A 15,430-nucleotide genomic window follows, 5' to 3' on the forward strand; every position below is an offset into this window, starting at 1 on the left:
TCCTAACGTTATTTTAAGCTTTCGAGGGACAAAGTCGTTATCCCCAATTAACTGGCTTTTGAGATTAGGATAAACAGAATGAACACTAAAAGTGCCAAGTTCCTTGGTACTATTGTGAGATATGCTAGAGGATTTTTCACATACCAAGTGTGAATGTAGTTCTTAAGCTGGGAATTCAAGGTTGAAACTCCTGTGATAGTTGGATACATGATGTTGCTGGGATCATTACTGTGTCCAAAGCTCATGGCATGTAAAGTTTCGTGTAGTACTACTTCCTGGGTCATAAAATTGTGGGGGATTCTTATCTTGTTCCATGATATGACAAAAATCGAGATGCCACCATACCCAGATTCAGCCTCACCAGCAGCGAATTCCGTCTTTGGCGGAGTACATGAATAACTGATGCCCCCAATCAAAAGAGCCAAAGGGTGAGGGAGCTCTATAAATTTAACACCAGTCTCTTTTGAGAGATAATTTAGACTTGAGTCTATTACTATTTTGTCGGCGGTATAGCAGCTTGAATCAATGTCGTAGAAATACACTCTCGAAGGATTTCCCATAACCCAGTTCATGTCCTGACTGTTAGGAGCTGTTAAAATAAGTGTTATTGGGGATACAAAGCCCCATATGTATGAAATTGTCGAGAGTAATAACAAAAGTAATAAGAGAACAGCTAAAATGCCCACAAATATGGAAGTCACTCCCCCTAGTATTTTGCCTATAATAGGAAATATGCCTTTTTTCTTGGTCTTCTGTTTTTTGCTGCAATTTTTATCAAAATTTACAGGAATCAATTTCTCGGGAGCAAGATACGTGTTTTTATAATGGTTCCATCGTTCCATATCTTTGTCAGTAATCTTGTCAATTTCAACTTTTATTGTGTTACTATCTTTACATATTCTAACTTTAGATCTTTTCACAATTCCTTTGAGAGAACTTCCATCAATGGCAATTCCAACCCAGCCATCATTGCTCACCCAGAGTCTCCCTTTTCTTCTGATTCGTGAATTTTTAATTATTATCAGTGCTGGAATCCCTCTAGTCTCGATGGAACTCTGTCGAGAAGAGATTTTGGGGACAGATACACTATTGTTGAGAGAGGAGTAAACTATTGGAGCTTCTCTCGAAAGTTTTCTTTGGCTCTCTCGGATAGTATTCTTTAGATTCTCATCCATTTCCTTGATATAAGCGGCTCTTGACTTTACCTCAGATAACTCTTTTTTCACGTACTCCTCAGCTTCCAAGTATCTGCCAATTCTTAGAACCATCTCGTAAAGCTCAGAGAGTATTCTTTGTTTTTTCTCATTGTCTGGAAGTTTAGCCTCCATCCTCGAAAGAATACTGAACAAAGGTTCAAGTATTAATTCAGGGTCTACTGACTCTTTTTTCTCATATCTCCAAAGGTCATCCCTCCAAACTTCTAATTCTATCGAAAAGCTGTCCCATATAGTAGTATCTCTCCACCTTAAATTTGCCGGTCCATATTGGGTGTTAATCCTGCCCTTAAGTACATGTTGGGATGAACGCATAGTCACTATAATCCAGTTCAACGTTGGATTAATAATCCGTGTTACGAGATAATGTATATCGCACCTCTTAGACTGCATAAGCAATCAAGTTCTAACTATACTATTAAAATTTAAAAGAATTACCCCATATGAAATCCCTAATTCGCGTTAGACTCTCAACCTTCTCTCCTTCGGTACGTAGTTGATGAGCCTGCCCCCCTTGGCTTTGGCCGAACCGAGGTAGTAGCTCCCCCACTTGACAATGATCCAGCCGTGAAGGTTTTCGTCAATCCAAACGCTCTCGCCGGCAAGATAGCGCTTGGCTCGCTCTTTATCCAGCTCAACAATGTTCTTCGTCGCTTTTGGTCCAACCAGGAAGCTCCCCTCGATGGTGAGCCTTATCCCGTCGCTCTCTATCCTGCCAAAATAGACCCCCTGTCTGTCCGTACTTTTCACCTCAAAGTCGCAAGGCTTGTATGCATAGACCTTGTGGTATCTGCCGCGTATCTCGTAAATTAAATCCGGAGCGTAGCCGTAATTCTCAAGCAAAAGCTTCTTCACGAGCTCGGTATCGTTCGTCTTCCCTATCTCTCCCCTCGGGTTCTCGCTCATGCTTCTCCCTCCCCTGGCTTCACTATCTTCGCAATGAAGAATGCCTCAGTGTCGTTGTCGTTGGGGTGAATCCTGAGGGCTTTCCTAAGCTCTTCCGAGTAGGTTCTGCCCTCCCACTCGAGAACTGGCTCACTCGTCTTCACAGGTAGCTCTATCTTCTCCAGCCTCGCGTCCGTCTTCCTCAGGAGGTAGTCAACGACCTCCTCGTTCTCCAGCGGGTCTATGGTGCAGGTAGAGTAAACGAGAATTCCTCCGGGTTTGAGGGCTTTGTATGCTGCAAGGATAAGCCTCTTCTGGATGTTCATGTATTTGATGACCCCCCTGAACCTCCACCCCGTCAGGAACTTCCAGCTCTTCCTTATCATGCCAACGCTTGAGCAGGGGGCATCGAGGAGAATTCTGTCGAAGGTGTTCTCAAAGCGGCCGAAGTAGGCACCATCGCGCGTCGTTACGCGCGTGTTCAAAACGCCCATCCTGTTGAGGTTCGCTATGAGAACGTTTGCTCTCTCTATCTTCGGGTCGTTGGCTATTATGCAGCCCCCATTCTCCATGTACTGGGCTATCTGTCCGGTCTTGCTTCCCGGCGCGGCGGCCATGTCGAGAACGAGCTCTCCAGGCTTTGGATCAAGAACAACGGGTGGAATCATCGAGCTGGCCTCTTGGCCGAATATCAGACCGAGGCTGTGCTCCGGAACTCTGGCGAGGTTATCTACGTTGATAAAGAAGCCCTCCCTGACCCATGGAACTGGCTCGAGCTCGTAGTCCTCACTCAGGCGCTCAACTACAACCTCAAGCGGGGCTTTGAGCGTGTTCACCCTGATGCTCTGCCTGAGGGGCTTTACTATGAACTCCCAGAACTCATCGGTATCCTCTATCTGAGAATAGCGCTCGTAAAACTCCGGGTTGGCCTCCCTGATCTCGTCCCTCACGCTCATCTGACCACCTCATAAATCGGGCACGAGCTGGACCATCCATTTCCCATCTGACAGTTTTTCAATCCTCATGTCGTGGTAGGTTATGGCCTTAACCTCCTCCTTGGGCTCGTGCTTCTCGTAATCGAGGGGCTCACCGTAGGCCCTGGCCCTGAGCCTGTAGCCCTCCTCCGTCTTCTCGATTTTGACCTTAAAGTCCCCAAAGACGAGGCCGTCCATCTCATGGAGCACCAAGAGCTCCTCGAGGAACAGGTAGAGTAAAGCCTCTAGGTCTTCAGCCTCAACCTCAAGTTCTCTCACTTCCTTCGGCTCGACCTTCCTCACATCGACCATGACATCGAAGAGCGCCAACGCGACAGCTTCAAAGGCCTCCTCAAGGGTCTCACCATACCCGCGGATTCCAATGTCCGCGGTGTGCTCGTAGTGTTCCCACTCGCGCATCTTTTCACCTCCAGAAGACTTATAGGGACGGGGGTTTATTAGGCTAAGGGTGAGAGCATGAGGGAGATAACCCCAAGGACGATTATGGAGATGAAGGGCAAAGAGAAAATCGCTATGGTCACCGCTTACGATTATCCTTCTGCGCTCATAGCGGACAGGGCAGGAATGGACATCATATTCATCGGCGATTCTCTCGGCATGGTCGTTTACGGCGAACCAAGCACACTGGTCGTTTCTATGGATCAGATGGTTCTCCACACGAGGGCCGTTGCCAAAGCCGTCAAGCGGGCGCTCGTTCTGGCCGATATGCCCTTCGGGAGCTACGAGGTTGACGTTGAAGAAGGCATCAGGAATGCCATCAGGCTGATTCAGGCCGGTGCAGATGCCGTCAAGATAGAGGGCGGCTATGATCATAAAAAGCTCGTTAAGAGGCTCGTCCGCATGGGGATTCCAGTTATGGGGCACACAGGCTTAACTCCACAGCGCTACCTCAGATTGGGAGGCTATCGCTTGATGGGTGAAACCGAGGAGGAGATCGAGGAAATCCTGCGCGATGCCAAGGCCCTTGAAAAAGCCGGAGCATTTGCTGTCGTTCTGGAGTTCACGCTTGCTGATGTTGCCAAGCTCGTAACCGAGGAGGTTTCCATTCCGACCATCGGCATCGGGGCTGGGCCATACGTGGACGGACAGGTTCTGGTCTGGCACGACCTCCTTGGAATTTACGAGAACGTCCCGCCCTTCGTCAAGAAGTACGCTGACATAGGTGGGATGATTCGCCTCGCCCTCGAGAACTACCGTGAAGAGGTCAAGAACGGCTCTTTCCCTGCAAGGGAGCACTACTGGGAGTTTCTTGACAAAGAGGAATTCAAGAGAAAAGCCAGGAAGGTCCTCGAAAGGTTGAGCGAGGATGATTGAATGCTGGAAGGCAAGAGGATAACTGTCATAATCCCAGCATACAACGAGGCAAAACGAATCGGGAAAGTCCTCGAGAGGATTCCAGAGTTCGTGGATGAAGTAATCGTCGTGGACGATGGAAGCAACGACAACACCCATGGGGTAGCCGTTGAATACAGCAAAAAAGATCCCAGGATCAAAGCGCTGAGACTCGAGAAGAACAGCGGAAAAGGAGCAGCCATGAGGGCAGGCGTGAAGGAAGCGACTGGAGAGATCATAGTTTTCATGGACGCCGACGGCCAGCACAGGCCGGAGGAAATAATAAACCTCGTTGAGCCAATAGTTAGAGAGGACGCAGACTTCGTTATCGGCGCGAGGAAGTTTGAGGTTCAGGGTAAAAGACCTCTCCACAGAAGGCTGAGCAACATAATAACAACTAGGCTTTTGAGGCTCAAGCTGAAGCAGTACGTCTATGACACCCAGAGCGGCTTCAGGGCAATGAAGAGGGAGTTCGTGCCGACCATTGAAAGCGACCGCTATGAGGTTGAAACCGAGATGCTCATCAAGGCGGCGAAGATGGGAGCGAGGATTAAAGAAGTACCCGTCAGCATGATTTACGGTGTTGAAACAGGCCACTTCCGTCTTGAGGACGTCTTTCGTTTTCTCTGGGCTCTCCTCAAGTTCTGAGCTCGCTCTTTACCTTTACTGCACCCAGCGTTCCGAGGGTTATGAGGAGAAAACCGATGGCATGATAGAGCGTGAAGCTTTCACCGAGGAGCACGCCTATTCCAATCGCCACTGCAGGAGCGGGCGTTATTATCGCCGTCGCCTTCGAGAGGTTGATGAGCTTTATCGACTTGTACCAGACTATCTGGCCTAAAGCTATTATCATGCCTTCGGCGATGACGAACCTGGAAAGCTCCAAACTAGTAGCAGCCGCCAGAGGGAAGAGCAGTAAAAAGCCGAAGGTGTTTCTCAGTGCTGCTATTGTAATTGGGCCGTAGGAGAGCCTTTTGGCTATAACGTGGCCGAGCTGCCAGAAGAGTGGGACGAGGAGGAGCAGAAAGTCCCCAAGGTGAAGTTCCAGAGAACGGCCCTGGGTGATCACGAAGGCTAAGCCGGTGAGTATAAAGAGGGAATAAACCACTAGCCGCCGGGTTATCCGCTCCCCAAGAAAGAGCCACGAGAGGAAGAAGGAGAAGAGCACTTCGCTCCTCGTTATGAGTGCGGCATTTATGGCAGTGCTCATTCGCGCGCCGAAGGAATAGGCAAGATAAGCCAGTGCAGTTCCAAATAATCCCACAAAAAAGGCCTTCCTGAGGTCTCTTGGATTGCCCCGAATCTCCCGCCAATCCCCGCTCCAAATTAGACTCCCCCAGAGTATCAGGGAGGCCGTGAGAGCTGAAAATGCGGCAAAACTAATTGGGTTTGATGGGTTTGATTTTATCACGACTGGCTCGAGGCCGTAGATGAACATCCCAGTCATCGCGAGGAGTGTCCCGAGGGATTCCCTCTCCATGGTTTTCCTGTTCTCCTTTCTTGCTTATAAATCCTCAGGAGGGTTCGTAAGCACCGCTTCTAATGTCCCAATAGTTCATATAGGGAAAGAGTAATACCTCCCATATCTTGGATTTTGTCCAATATGATGCTGAAGCTTCAGATTGTGGGGACAAATGTGACAATAAGATAAGTAAAGTCAAACTTAACGTCACAACGCTTAAATAGCGCGATAATGATAATAAAAAATGGGGATAGACAGTGGCCACGATAACTCTCAAATCAGCAACCATTAAGCGCATAGAAGCCATTGGATTCACTATAGTAGTGATTACTGTTCTCATTATCGCTCCAATACTATGGGGGGCTTCATATCAGTTCAAGGAGGATATCCTGATAGAGCCAGGGGATTACCAGGTCTACAAACTAGACGGCTACGAGTGGAGCATGCTCTATTTCTTGATAGAGTCTGACAGACCGGTTACAATATGCATCACCGATGACACTGGCCTCAGCATGCTAAAATCTGGAGAAGGGACGATATGCCTCTTTAGGGTTGACAGCACCACCAGCGTGGAGAGAGTCTGGAGATTTCCCAAAAAAGGTCCCCTGTATCTGGTCATAATGTCCGACTCGACCGATGAGCCCACCTCCGTCCATCTCCAGGTGAAGGGCGGCCTTATTCTGTGGTGAGGTGTAGATTTTAGTTGGTGGCAATAATGATAATGCCGTTCTAATGAGGCTTTCCAGCGAAGGTCGGCTTCAGAAATGCGGAAAGGTATTGTGGAGCCGGGAGCGGGATTTGAACCCGCGACCTGCGGATTACGAGTCCGCCGCCCTGCCGAGCTAGGCTACCCCGGCGTCCCATGTTAAGGGCTCTGGAGACCTTTATAAGTTTTTCTCAGGGAGTCCCAAAGAGATTGCTGACAAGCTGGCTCCAGTGCTGAGGATCAGCGGCTAGAAAGAGGGCGATTACACCAATGAAGAAGCTCAGAACTGCCAGCCGTCTTAAATATGAAAGCTCCAGCCCGCACAACATTGCTGGAAGTCTTGGAGAATAACCCGCTGTGAGCCTCGAAACGACCCCTGCAAGGACCATTCCAGTTATTATATCGTAGATCCAGTGGTGGCCAAGGAAGAGCGTCGTGAAGGGTATCAACAAGTTAAGGACAATGAGAGTCGCACCAATCTTCTCCTTCCGGTACTTCCAGAGGGTGATTATGTTGACCATGGCGAACGTGTTGTGAAGGGAAGGCAGGACGAACTCCTGTCTGGTCAAATAGGTGTTCTCCGAGAGGTATCCGGGCAGGTTGTAGACCAGATGGGGCGCGTGGACGTGGACGATCAAATATATCGACCCTGCCACGGTGTAGGAGAGCAAGTATCTAATGAAAAGCTCATCAGAGGCTCCCAGATCCCTTTTGTAGAGGAGCAGATACGCAACGGCGAGGGCTATTGAGCCTGAAAAACCAAGGTAGTACACACCTTCAAAGAGCCAGTAGAGAAGCGGGAGGCTCTTTGTAAATTCGATGAGGCCTATCACAAAATCCCTGGAGGTGAACGGGAGCTGCAGGAGGTAGTGAGTGACGTCGACGCTGTACCTGCCGAGAAAACCGTAAGCGAGCCCAAAGAGGAGCCACCCAAAGTAGCTTATAAAGAAGGCGTTTAGCCTCACGAGAACCTCCCAGTCGTTAGTGAGCTCCCGCAGCTTCAGCATGGTATTACCCCCAGTGGTTAGATATTTAACTTTTTCGTCTTTAATTTTAACATTCGAGAGGTGAGTTGTCATTCTCAGTGGCGTTTAGAGTCCAAGCCCTTAAAAACTCTCCGAACAAAGAGATGATGGTGAGATCAATGGAGATTCCGGGCTACGGAGAGATAAAAGCTGAAACAGTAGTGTTCGACCTCAACGGCACCCTTGGCGTCAGCGGCCGGGTGGATGAAGAGGTAAAGCACCTCCTCGAGAGGTTGTCGGACAAGTACACCGTCGTCATTCTGAGCGCCGACACCTTCGGGACGCTGGAGGAAGAGTTCAAAGGCCTTCCAGTAAGGATCGAGCGCGTTAAAGATGGAAGCGAAAAACTCGAGAAGGCCATGGCCTATGGCTCCTACATAGCTGTGGGCAACGGGAACAACGATGTGGCAATGCTTGAGAGCGCTGAACTGGCCTTCTGCATCATAGGGTCAGAAGGAGCGACCGTCGAAGCCCTCCTCGCAAGTGACATCGTTGTCAAAGATGTAAAAGACGCGATAGCGATGCTTCTCGATGATAGGAAGCTCACAGCGACACTGAGAGGGTGAGGTATGGAATACAGGACGCTCAAGAGAGTGGGCACCGCTGAGCTCGTGGTCAAAAAGTCCGTCTTCATCGGCTACGCCTCACCGGCCAGCTCGGAAGAGGAAGCTAAAGCCTTCATAGGCAGGATAAAGGCTCATCACAACGATGCGACCCATAATGTCTCAGCCTACCTCATCAACGATGGGAAGAACTTCGCCGTTCGCTACGATGACGATGGCGAGCCTAAAGGCTCTGCCGGAAAGCCTGTCTTAAAGGTCATCCAGAACAAAGGCCTGAGCAACGTCGTTGTCGTTGTTACGCGCTACTTCGGCGGCATAAAGCTCGGCTACGGCGGGCTTGTTAAGGCTTACAGCGATGCGGCTAGCTTGGCCATAGATAAGGCTGGCATCGTCGAAATCTACGAAACCGAGCGTTTTGAGGTTACCCTCCCCTACAACTCTTCCACGTTGTAAAGGAGACTGTTGAGAAGGCAGGCGGCAGAATAGTCGGAGAGGAATACGGCGGACTGGTTAAGTTCACGGTCGAGACGCGGAAGGGTGATGCCGAACCGCTGATGGAGCTTCTGACCGAAAAGACGCGCGGGAGGGTTAGACTAAGGCCCCTCTTCATGAGGAGCGTTTAGACTCAGGAGCCGCCTCACTCTGTCCAACAGGTACCTGGCAAGTGCCACCGTAAGGGGTCTTCTAACGGCGTAGAACGTAACGCCTTCTTCAGTTTTTACTGCCTTCAGCTTGTACAGGTAAGGGTTCACTCCCCGCGATCTCAGGATTTCCTTCTCATACTTCAAGTGGGCCTCTATGACCAGGTCAAGGGCGTTTTCCTCCGCCGATTCATAGCGCCTCTTCAGGGTCTCGGCGAATTCCCGACAGGTGGTTACCCCTTTCTCCAGCTCCTCGGGAAAGAGCCTATCCTCTATGGCCTCTCTTCGCCCCTTTCCGCTCATGGCCCGGCAGGCCTCTGCAACGATATCCCACTCCTCAAGGTCACATGCAGTGTTTATAACCATCTCCAGCCGCCAGTCCCTGTTTGAACGTCCCTTTATGTGCCTCGCCCACTGGAGGGCCAGCATCAGCGCGTCACGGGCAAGCTTTGAGTTCTCTTTTCCGGCACACCTCGCAATGTCCAGGAGAACCTCCACCTTGCTCTCCGGCTTTATAAGAACGTGGTGTCTCTCAAAGGACGTCTCCGCTCTTTCCGGACTGCATGAATCCAGATACTCCTTAAAAACAAAAACGCGCCATCTCGCCCAATCGACGGAGTCCCCCATGAGGATGTCCACCACGACCAGTGCTTTCCTAAGATCGCCCCGCCGGGCGAAGTCCGCTGCAATCTCCACCACAAGAGAAGCCAGTTCTTCGCTCACATAGTCCGGAGGGAGTTCCCGTATCTTGGCGAGGGCCTCTTCGAACCTTCCACGGTCCACAAGGCTGTAGATTACCTGGTACGCCTCGGGTCCAGGGATGCTCTGCACGGTCATGGGCTGAGGGTGACCATCGGGAGTTAAAAATCTTGCCCTTTGTTGGGTTGTTTAAGTAATCTCTCCCACACCCTTATCGCCATCCACTTGTCAAGGAACTCATTGAAGGTGCCGCACTTCGGCGAGAGGACGCAGACCGGGCAGCCGTCTTTGCATTCGCAGCCCTTCAGGTGCTCTAAACTCTTCTCCATCAGTTTTTCGGCGTTCTCGTAGAGTATTGGCGCCAGCCCAGCGCCGAACTCGTTGCCGTCGTAGATGAAGACGAGGGGCCTTCCGATGTGGGGCGGATTGGGGAAGCTCGCGTAGCTGTAGCCGCCGAGCTCGCGTGAATCGACGTAGGTGAAGATGGGCGCTATCTTGATAATGTTGTGCTCTATGGCGTGAAGGGCCGAGCCTATTCCATCCTTGCTGTCCACCATCTTCTTTATCGCAAAGGCCAGCTCCCCCTCGTTTATTCCAAAACGCTGGAGGGCGTCGTCTATGGCCTTCCTGATGACGTGGCTCGTGGCACCGAGGTAGATGGGGAAGAGCTTCTTTCTGTCCAGGTTCTCGTAGAGGGTGAAAGCGAGGTCTTCCTTGCCTTTCTCTGCAGCTATGCCAAAAAATTCCCTGAACTCCTCGTTCGGAATCTCTCGTATCCAGTCGGGGAAGACGAGCCAGATTCCCTCGGTCTCGAATTCCCTAATGTGGGGCTCCTCGAACTCAACCCTGGCGAACCTTTCCCAGTTGAGTATCGAGAAGTCTTCGTCGGCCTTGACCCTCTCACCGTTCAGGGGGGAATAGATTTCGCCCTTCAGAACTCCCGCTTCCTTCAGCCTCATCAGTTCAGCCACGTAGTTGCCCACGTCGTTGCCCTTGATGGCGAAGCCAGTATAGATGTGCCTTACTCTGAGCCTGCCGAGGCCTATCTCTACGCCCTTATACGCTTTGCTTGCCGTTGTCTCAAGTATCTCTACCTCCTCGCGTTTGCTCACGAATGTCTCCACGTCCCAGAGGCGATTTAACTGCCTGGCGAAGACGAAGTGGAACTTTCCAAGGGTTAAGCGCTCTCCTGACATGTAAAGCTCCCCGCGGGAGAAGTAGGCCATTCCAGGGAGGAGTGAGCGGTGATACTCGTCGGCATCGACCTCCTCGATGAGGTAGCCCTTGATCTTGAGCCAGTTGACGAAGCGGAGAAGCTCTCCCATATCCCGCTTCTGCATCAGCTTCGCCCTTATCCAGGGCTCGTCCTTGACGAGGAAGAAGCTCTCGTCGGTGGCCGTCCGGAGAGAGGAGTAGCTGAAAGCGGGCCTCAGAGGTCTGACCTCGAGCTTGCCTGTTATTGGGTTCTTCCTGAGCGAGGCCCTGCGCTCTATAACAAGCCTCTCCATCACCTTTCGCTCGAACTCGTCCAGTTCGTCCCACTCGATTACTCCTATTTCAGTGAGCAAATAGTGCAGGTGCTTTTCCGCTATGCGCTCGTTCTCCAGGTTGACTGGCATGTACTCGATTATGCCCTTCTCAAGCTTCTCGACGAGCTCATCGACGTGCTCCTTGTAGTAATAGTCGAGTCCGTTCTTCCTCAGGACGATACCGTTGATAGCCTCTCTGTCCGCTTTTCTCCCAGCCCTGCCAAAGCGCTGGATGAGCGAGAAGAGGCCGTCTGGTGGGATGCCATAGTTTATCACTGCGTCCAAATCTCCGATGTCTATTCCCAGTTCGAGGGCGTTCGTGGTGAGTAAAACCAAAAGCCTTCCCTCCTTGAAGTCCCACTCTATTTCCCAGCGGACGTTTTTTGGCAGTGTTCCCTTGTAGGTGCTCGTTTTCGTGAAAACCGGGGAGCCGAGCATGAAGCGCAGGAGCTTCTCGGTGCCCTTCCGCGAGTCGAAGAAGACAAGGGTTTTGATTCCTCTCCCCGCCAGCCTCTCGACGACCGCCCTGAGGAGCTGTCTCTCGTCGAGGTTCCTCGGCTCGAAGAGGATTAGGTACCTCCTCGGAAAGGGGTTTGTGGCCTCTCCCACGACCTCGAACTTGGTTTTGAAGAGGTTCTCGGCAAACTCCTTCGGATTCCTGAGCGTCGCGGAGAGGGCTATTATCTGGGGCTTAACTCCGAGGCGTTTCAGCCTGAAGGCCAGCCTGCGGAAGAGGTAGGCAGTGTTGCTGCCGAAGACGCCGCGGTAGGTGTGGAGCTCATCAACGACGAGGTAGCGGAGGTTCCGCAGGAGCCATTCGTAGTCCCGCCACCGCCTCAGGACGTTGTAGTGGAGCATGTCGGGGGTCGTGAATATCACGTTCGGCTTCTCGCGGAGTATCTTTCTCCTCTCCTCCCACGGGACGTCGCCAGTCAAGATACTCGCCGTCGGCATCTTTTCTGTGAGCCTGAAGAAGTGGAAGGCTTCGAGCGAGAACTTCTCATACTGGTTGTTGATAAGCGCGCGGGTGGGATAGATGAGAAGATACGTTGCGCGAGGATTCGAGAGATAAGAGTCAAAGATGGCAAGCCTGAAGATTTCGCTCTTTCCGCTCGCGGTTGGAGTGGTTACCACGATGTTTTTGCCGGAGTAGAGCTTCTCCAGCGCCTCGACCTGGTGACGGTAGAGGGTGAATCCCAGCTCGTTGAGGAGGGCATTTATCTCACGGTGGTTGAACCGGAAATCCGAGAAATCACCTTCCCTCGGTGGAAAAACGCTTACGTGGGCTATCTCGCCTTTGAGGTCTTTGAAGGCCTCGAATATGCTCATGGGTTGAACTACGTCGCAACTTTTTAAAGGCCTTCCCAGTAGGGTAGGGCGGTGGTGAGAATGAGAATCGCGGTCATCGATTATGAGAAGTGTAACCCTGACAAGTGCGGGCACTTCCTGTGTGAGCGCGTCTGCCCAGTCAATCGGATGGGTGGCGAGGCTATAATCATCGACGAGGAGAACTACAGGCCCATAATCCAAGAGGCAAGCTGTACCGGCTGTGGAATCTGCGTTCACAAGTGCCCGTTCAACGCGATAACCATCGTGAACCTCCCGGAGGAGCTTGAAGAGGGCTGCGTCCACCGCTACGGCGTCAACGCCTTTGTGCTGTACCGCCTGCCGGTCGTCAAGGACGGTATGGTCGTCGGAATCCTTGGTCCAAACGGAACCGGTAAGACCACCGCGGTCAAGATACTCGCTGGCCAGCTCCTCCCGAACCTCTGCGGCGACAACGACAGCTGGGACAACGTTATTAGGGCCTTCCGCGGCAACGAGCTCCAGACCTACTTTGAGAGGCTGAAAAACAAGGAGATTAGACCCGTTGTCAAGCCCCAGTACGTCGATTTAATCCCCAAGGCAGTGAAGGGCAAGGTGAGAGACTTACTCAAGAGGGCAGACGAGATTGGAGCATTCGATGAAGTTGTTGATGAGCTCGAGCTCAGGAACGTCCTCGACAGGAACATAGACCAGCTAAGCGGTGGTGAGCTGCAGAGGGTTGCAATAGCCGCGGCTCTGCTCAGGAATGCACACTTCTACTTCTTTGACGAGCCCTCCAGCTACCTCGATATACGACAGCGCCTCAAGGTCGCGAGGATAATAAGGAAGCTTGCCGACTCAGGAAAGGCCGTCTTAACTGTCGAGCACGACCTGGCGGTTCTCGACTACCTGAGCGACATAATCCACGTCGTCTACGGTAAGCCTGGCGCTTACGGTATCTTCTCCCAGCCGAAGGGAACGAGGAACGGCATCAACGAGTTCCTCAGGGGTTACCTAAGAGACGAGAACGTTAGATTTAGGCCCTACGAGATACGCTTCACCAAGTCCAGCGAGAGGCAGAGCCAGGCGAGCGAGATACTCGTTGAGTATCCGCGCCTCGTCAAGGACTACGGTGGGTTCAGACTGGAGGCCGAGCCAGGGACGCTCTACATGGGTGAAGTGGTTAGCATCGTTGGCCCAAACGGTATCGGTAAGACCACCTTCGTGAAGATGCTGGCCGGAGTGGAGAAGCCGACGGAGGGCGAGGTTGACTGGGAGCTCAAGGTCAGTTACAAGCCCCAGTACATCAAGGCAGACTATGAGGGAACGGTTTACGACCTCCTGAGCAAGATAGATGCCTCAAAGCTCCTCAGCAACTTCTACAAGACCGAGCTGTTAAACCCGCTGGGCATTCCAGACCTCTACGACAAGCAGGTGAACGAGCTGAGCGGTGGAGAGTTGCAGAGGGTCGCCATAACTGCGGCGCTCATACGCGATGCCGACCTCTACCTGCTCGACGAGCCCTCAGCCTACCTCGACGTCGAGCAGCGCTTGGCTGTATCAAGGGCGATAAGGCACCTCATGGAAAAGGAAGGAAAGACTGCCCTCGTAGTAGAGCACGACGTCCTCATGATAGACTACATAAGCGACAGGATAATGGTCTTCGAGGGCGAGCCCGGAAAGTACGGTAAGGCTCTGCCACCGACGGGAATGCGCGAGGGAATGAACCGCTTCCTGGCCAGTGTGGGGGTAACCTTCAGGCGCGATCCTGATACTGGAAGGCCGAGGGCCAACAAGGAAGGAAGCGTCAAGGACAGGGAACAGAAGGAGATGGGGGAGTACTACTACGTCTCTCCCTGATTCTGTGTTCTCTCCCTTTATTCTGCAGGAGATTACTCTTTTAAGGTTTTGATACTAGAGTATTCAATTGGCCAATCACCATACCGAAACTTTTTTAAATGAAGCTATCATATGTAATTTTAAAGTTACATATGTGGTGATTCGTATGAAATTGATGTTGAAAACCAAAGGAATGTCCCTTGACAGAGGCCTCCGCATTGAAACTCCAACAATTCCCACTCTCGGAACCATAAAATGCAAGGGGAGGTGCCGTTGATGAAGTGGAAAGCGGCCCCGGCCTGGCTTAGGGGAATAATAGACCTCGCACTAACGGTTGTTTTTATAGTGATCATCATTTCTGGAATAGCCCTGTATTTAGCACCCTCTGGAAGGATAGCAGATACATTGGGCTGGACTTTCCTAGGGCTTGACAAGGACACGTGGACCAACATCCACACATATTTCGGCTTTGCCATGGTAGGTCTCGTGGCGGCTCACCTGATAATAGGGTTCAAGAGCATGATAACCATGCTCAGGATGGGCTTTAGGAAGACTAAGTGGAAGCCCATCGCTGCGCTGCTGCTCGTGTTCGCCCTCCTGGCAGCGGGGTTCTACGCTTACGGCACCTTGATCGTAGAGGAAGAGAACACGGAAGACACTGAGGGCACCTACGACTACTTGGACTACCTCCCGAATGAGACCATCAACACCACATACACCTACGTTGAAATCACCGGAACGATGCTCAAGAGCTATACGCTACAACAGCTCGCGGATCTCTACGGCGTCCCTGCGGACGAGCTGGCCAAAGTCCTGAAGGAAGATTACGGCATCGAAGCAGAGCCCGACGAACTCCTTGAGACCATCGAGCTCAAGAACGGTCTAGACAGAGAGGTCTTCAAGGAAGAGCTCGCCGCGGCGATTGAGAAGCTCCTGGGTTTAAACACCCCCGTTGAAGGAAACGAAACAGCTGAAGGAGGTGAAAACTGATGGGTCCCTACCTTCCCCAATCTTTTTACGCCGAAACTCCCGGCTACGTCGAGTACATGAATATAGCCCTGTGGCTCGTTCTCTTAGCAGTGGTTCTGTTCTCCATGTACTCCCTCCACAAGAGCCTTGCGGCCATAACCGAAGAGCTCCGGGGAATAAACGAGGCCGCAACGGAGCTTCGGAGGCAGACCGTCGAGGTGGAGAAGATACTCGAGGAAGTGTGAGGCGAGTGATGCTTTATTTTT

Annotated in this window: 15 protein-coding genes, 1 tRNA gene and 1 pseudogene; 8 read left to right on the plus strand and 9 right to left on the minus strand. The window is 51.7% G+C overall.

Annotation, left to right across the window (positions count from 1 at the left end; all coding sequences use genetic code 11):
* Positions 1 to 47 precede the first annotated feature (47 nt).
* The 4 genes from E3E26_RS07270 to E3E26_RS07285 all read right to left on the minus strand — a co-directional run bounded on the left by E3E26_RS07270 (position 48) and on the right by E3E26_RS07285 (position 3,493).
* Positions 48 to 1,607: a hypothetical protein gene (locus tag E3E26_RS07270; RefSeq protein ID WP_167900600.1), complete on the minus strand. Its 1,560-nt coding sequence runs from the start codon at positions 1,605 to 1,607 to the stop codon at positions 48 to 50.
* A 69-nt stretch (positions 1,608 to 1,676) separates the two neighbouring features.
* Complete coding sequence (locus tag E3E26_RS07275) at positions 1,677 to 2,120, minus strand: hypothetical protein (RefSeq protein WP_167900601.1); 444 nt, start codon at positions 2,118 to 2,120, stop codon at positions 1,677 to 1,679.
* Positions 2,117 to 3,055 (minus strand): tRNA (cytosine(49)-C(5))-methyltransferase, encoded by a 939-nt coding sequence (locus E3E26_RS07280; protein ID WP_167900602.1) that lies wholly within the window; start codon positions 3,053 to 3,055, stop codon positions 2,117 to 2,119. Before E3E26_RS07280 ends, E3E26_RS07275 begins: the two co-directional genes overlap by 4 nt.
* A gap of 9 nt (positions 3,056 to 3,064) precedes the next feature.
* A complete protein-coding gene (locus E3E26_RS07285; RefSeq protein ID WP_167900603.1) occupies positions 3,065 to 3,493 on the minus strand; it encodes an archease in 429 nt (142 codons plus the stop codon).
* Between the two features lie 57 nt (positions 3,494 to 3,550).
* Between E3E26_RS07285 and panB the strand changes: the two genes are divergently transcribed.
* Together panB and E3E26_RS07295 are read left to right on the plus strand one after the other, a co-directional pair.
* Positions 3,551 to 4,408 (plus strand): 3-methyl-2-oxobutanoate hydroxymethyltransferase, encoded by an 858-nt coding sequence (gene panB / locus E3E26_RS07290; protein ID WP_167900604.1) that lies wholly within the window; start codon positions 3,551 to 3,553, stop codon positions 4,406 to 4,408.
* Positions 4,409 to 5,074: a glycosyltransferase family 2 protein gene (locus tag E3E26_RS07295; RefSeq protein ID WP_167900605.1), complete on the plus strand. Its 666-nt coding sequence runs from the start codon at positions 4,409 to 4,411 to the stop codon at positions 5,072 to 5,074.
* Here E3E26_RS07295 and E3E26_RS07300 read toward each other — a convergent pair.
* Positions 5,064 to 5,906: a DMT family transporter gene (locus E3E26_RS07300; protein WP_167900606.1), complete on the minus strand. Its 843-nt coding sequence runs from the start codon at positions 5,904 to 5,906 to the stop codon at positions 5,064 to 5,066. The two genes, E3E26_RS07295 and E3E26_RS07300, sit on opposite strands and share 11 nt — an antisense overlap.
* A gap of 239 nt (positions 5,907 to 6,145) precedes the next feature.
* On the opposite strand from E3E26_RS07300, the gene E3E26_RS07305 reads away from it, so the two are divergent.
* Complete coding sequence (locus E3E26_RS07305) at positions 6,146 to 6,577, plus strand: hypothetical protein (RefSeq protein WP_206204358.1); 432 nt, start codon at positions 6,146 to 6,148, stop codon at positions 6,575 to 6,577.
* A gap of 91 nt (positions 6,578 to 6,668) precedes the next feature.
* On the opposite strand, the gene E3E26_RS07310 is transcribed toward E3E26_RS07305, so the two are convergent.
* Together E3E26_RS07310 and E3E26_RS07315 are read right to left on the minus strand one after the other, a co-directional pair.
* Positions 6,669 to 6,745, minus strand: a tRNA-Thr gene (locus E3E26_RS07310).
* 40 nt (positions 6,746 to 6,785) lie between these two features.
* A complete protein-coding gene (locus E3E26_RS07315; RefSeq protein ID WP_167900607.1) occupies positions 6,786 to 7,601 on the minus strand; it encodes a phosphatase PAP2 family protein in 816 nt (271 codons plus the stop codon).
* Positions 7,602 to 7,738: 137 nt separating this feature from the next.
* Here E3E26_RS07315 and E3E26_RS07320 point away from each other — a divergent pair, with 137 nt between their 5' ends.
* Positions 7,739 to 8,185 (plus strand): HAD family hydrolase, encoded by a 447-nt coding sequence (locus tag E3E26_RS07320; RefSeq protein WP_167900788.1) that lies wholly within the window; start codon positions 7,739 to 7,741, stop codon positions 8,183 to 8,185.
* A gap of 3 nt (positions 8,186 to 8,188) precedes the next feature.
* A pseudogene (locus E3E26_RS07325) lies at positions 8,189 to 8,805 on the plus strand (YigZ family protein).
* Here E3E26_RS07325 and E3E26_RS07330 read toward each other — a convergent pair.
* Positions 8,776 to 9,660, minus strand: coding sequence for a hypothetical protein (locus E3E26_RS07330; RefSeq protein WP_167900608.1), 885 nt, complete (start codon positions 9,658 to 9,660; stop codon positions 8,776 to 8,778). The pseudogene E3E26_RS07325 and the gene E3E26_RS07330 sit on opposite strands and share 30 nt — an antisense overlap.
* A gap of 23 nt (positions 9,661 to 9,683) precedes the next feature.
* Positions 9,684 to 12,380, minus strand: a complete 2,697-nt coding sequence (locus E3E26_RS07335) for a DEAD/DEAH box helicase (protein ID WP_167900609.1) — start codon at positions 12,378 to 12,380, stop codon at positions 9,684 to 9,686.
* Positions 12,381 to 12,440: 60 nt separating this feature from the next.
* Between E3E26_RS07335 and E3E26_RS07340 the strand changes: the two genes are divergently transcribed.
* From E3E26_RS07340 to E3E26_RS07350, 3 genes are all read left to right on the plus strand, one after another.
* Positions 12,441 to 14,216 carry a ribosome biogenesis/translation initiation ATPase RLI gene (locus E3E26_RS07340; RefSeq protein WP_167900789.1) on the plus strand — a complete coding sequence of 592 codons (1,776 nt, stop codon included), beginning with the start codon at positions 12,441 to 12,443 and terminating at the stop codon, positions 14,214 to 14,216.
* Positions 14,217 to 14,471: 255 nt separating this feature from the next.
* A complete protein-coding gene (locus E3E26_RS07345; protein WP_167900610.1) occupies positions 14,472 to 15,185 on the plus strand; it encodes a DUF4405 domain-containing protein in 714 nt (237 codons plus the stop codon).
* Positions 15,185 to 15,409: a hypothetical protein gene (locus tag E3E26_RS07350; RefSeq protein WP_167900611.1), complete on the plus strand. Its 225-nt coding sequence runs from the start codon at positions 15,185 to 15,187 to the stop codon at positions 15,407 to 15,409. Before E3E26_RS07345 ends, E3E26_RS07350 begins: the two co-directional genes overlap by 1 nt.
* Positions 15,410 to 15,430 lie beyond the last annotated feature (21 nt).

It is taken from the genome of Thermococcus sp. LS1 (genome assembly GCF_012027395.1).
Classification (GTDB): domain Archaea; phylum Methanobacteriota_B; class Thermococci; order Thermococcales; family Thermococcaceae; genus Thermococcus.

Bases quoted from the DNA above. Each gene is read 5' to 3' on its own strand.
- E3E26_RS07330 (WP_167900608.1), bottom strand. From the start codon at position 9,660: ATGACCGTGCAGAGCATCCCTGGACCCGAGGCGTACCAGGTAATCTAC.
- E3E26_RS07350 (WP_167900611.1), top strand. From the start codon at position 15,185: ATGGGTCCCTACCTTCCCCAATCTTTTTACGCCGAAACTCCCGGCTAC.
- E3E26_RS07295 (WP_167900605.1), top strand. From the start codon at position 4,409: ATGCTGGAAGGCAAGAGGATAACTGTCATAATCCCAGCATACAACGAG.
- E3E26_RS07300 (WP_167900606.1), bottom strand. From the start codon at position 5,906: ATGGAGAGGGAATCCCTCGGGACACTCCTCGCGATGACTGGGATGTTC.
- E3E26_RS07270 (WP_167900600.1), bottom strand. From the start codon at position 1,607: ATGCAGTCTAAGAGGTGCGATATACATTATCTCGTAACACGGATTATT.
- E3E26_RS07315 (WP_167900607.1), bottom strand. From the start codon at position 7,601: ATGCTGAAGCTGCGGGAGCTCACTAACGACTGGGAGGTTCTCGTGAGG.
- E3E26_RS07345 (WP_167900610.1), top strand. From the start codon at position 14,472: ATGAAGTGGAAAGCGGCCCCGGCCTGGCTTAGGGGAATAATAGACCTC.
- E3E26_RS07320 (WP_167900788.1), top strand. From the start codon at position 7,739: ATGGAGATTCCGGGCTACGGAGAGATAAAAGCTGAAACAGTAGTGTTC.
- panB (WP_167900604.1), top strand. From the start codon at position 3,551: ATGAGGGAGATAACCCCAAGGACGATTATGGAGATGAAGGGCAAAGAG.
- E3E26_RS07335 (WP_167900609.1), bottom strand. From the start codon at position 12,380: ATGAGCATATTCGAGGCCTTCAAAGACCTCAAAGGCGAGATAGCCCAC.
- E3E26_RS07340 (WP_167900789.1), top strand. From the start codon at position 12,441: ATGAGAATCGCGGTCATCGATTATGAGAAGTGTAACCCTGACAAGTGC.
- E3E26_RS07275 (WP_167900601.1), bottom strand. From the start codon at position 2,120: ATGAGCGAGAACCCGAGGGGAGAGATAGGGAAGACGAACGATACCGAG.
- E3E26_RS07285 (WP_167900603.1), bottom strand. From the start codon at position 3,493: ATGCGCGAGTGGGAACACTACGAGCACACCGCGGACATTGGAATCCGC.
- E3E26_RS07280 (WP_167900602.1), bottom strand. From the start codon at position 3,055: ATGAGCGTGAGGGACGAGATCAGGGAGGCCAACCCGGAGTTTTACGAG.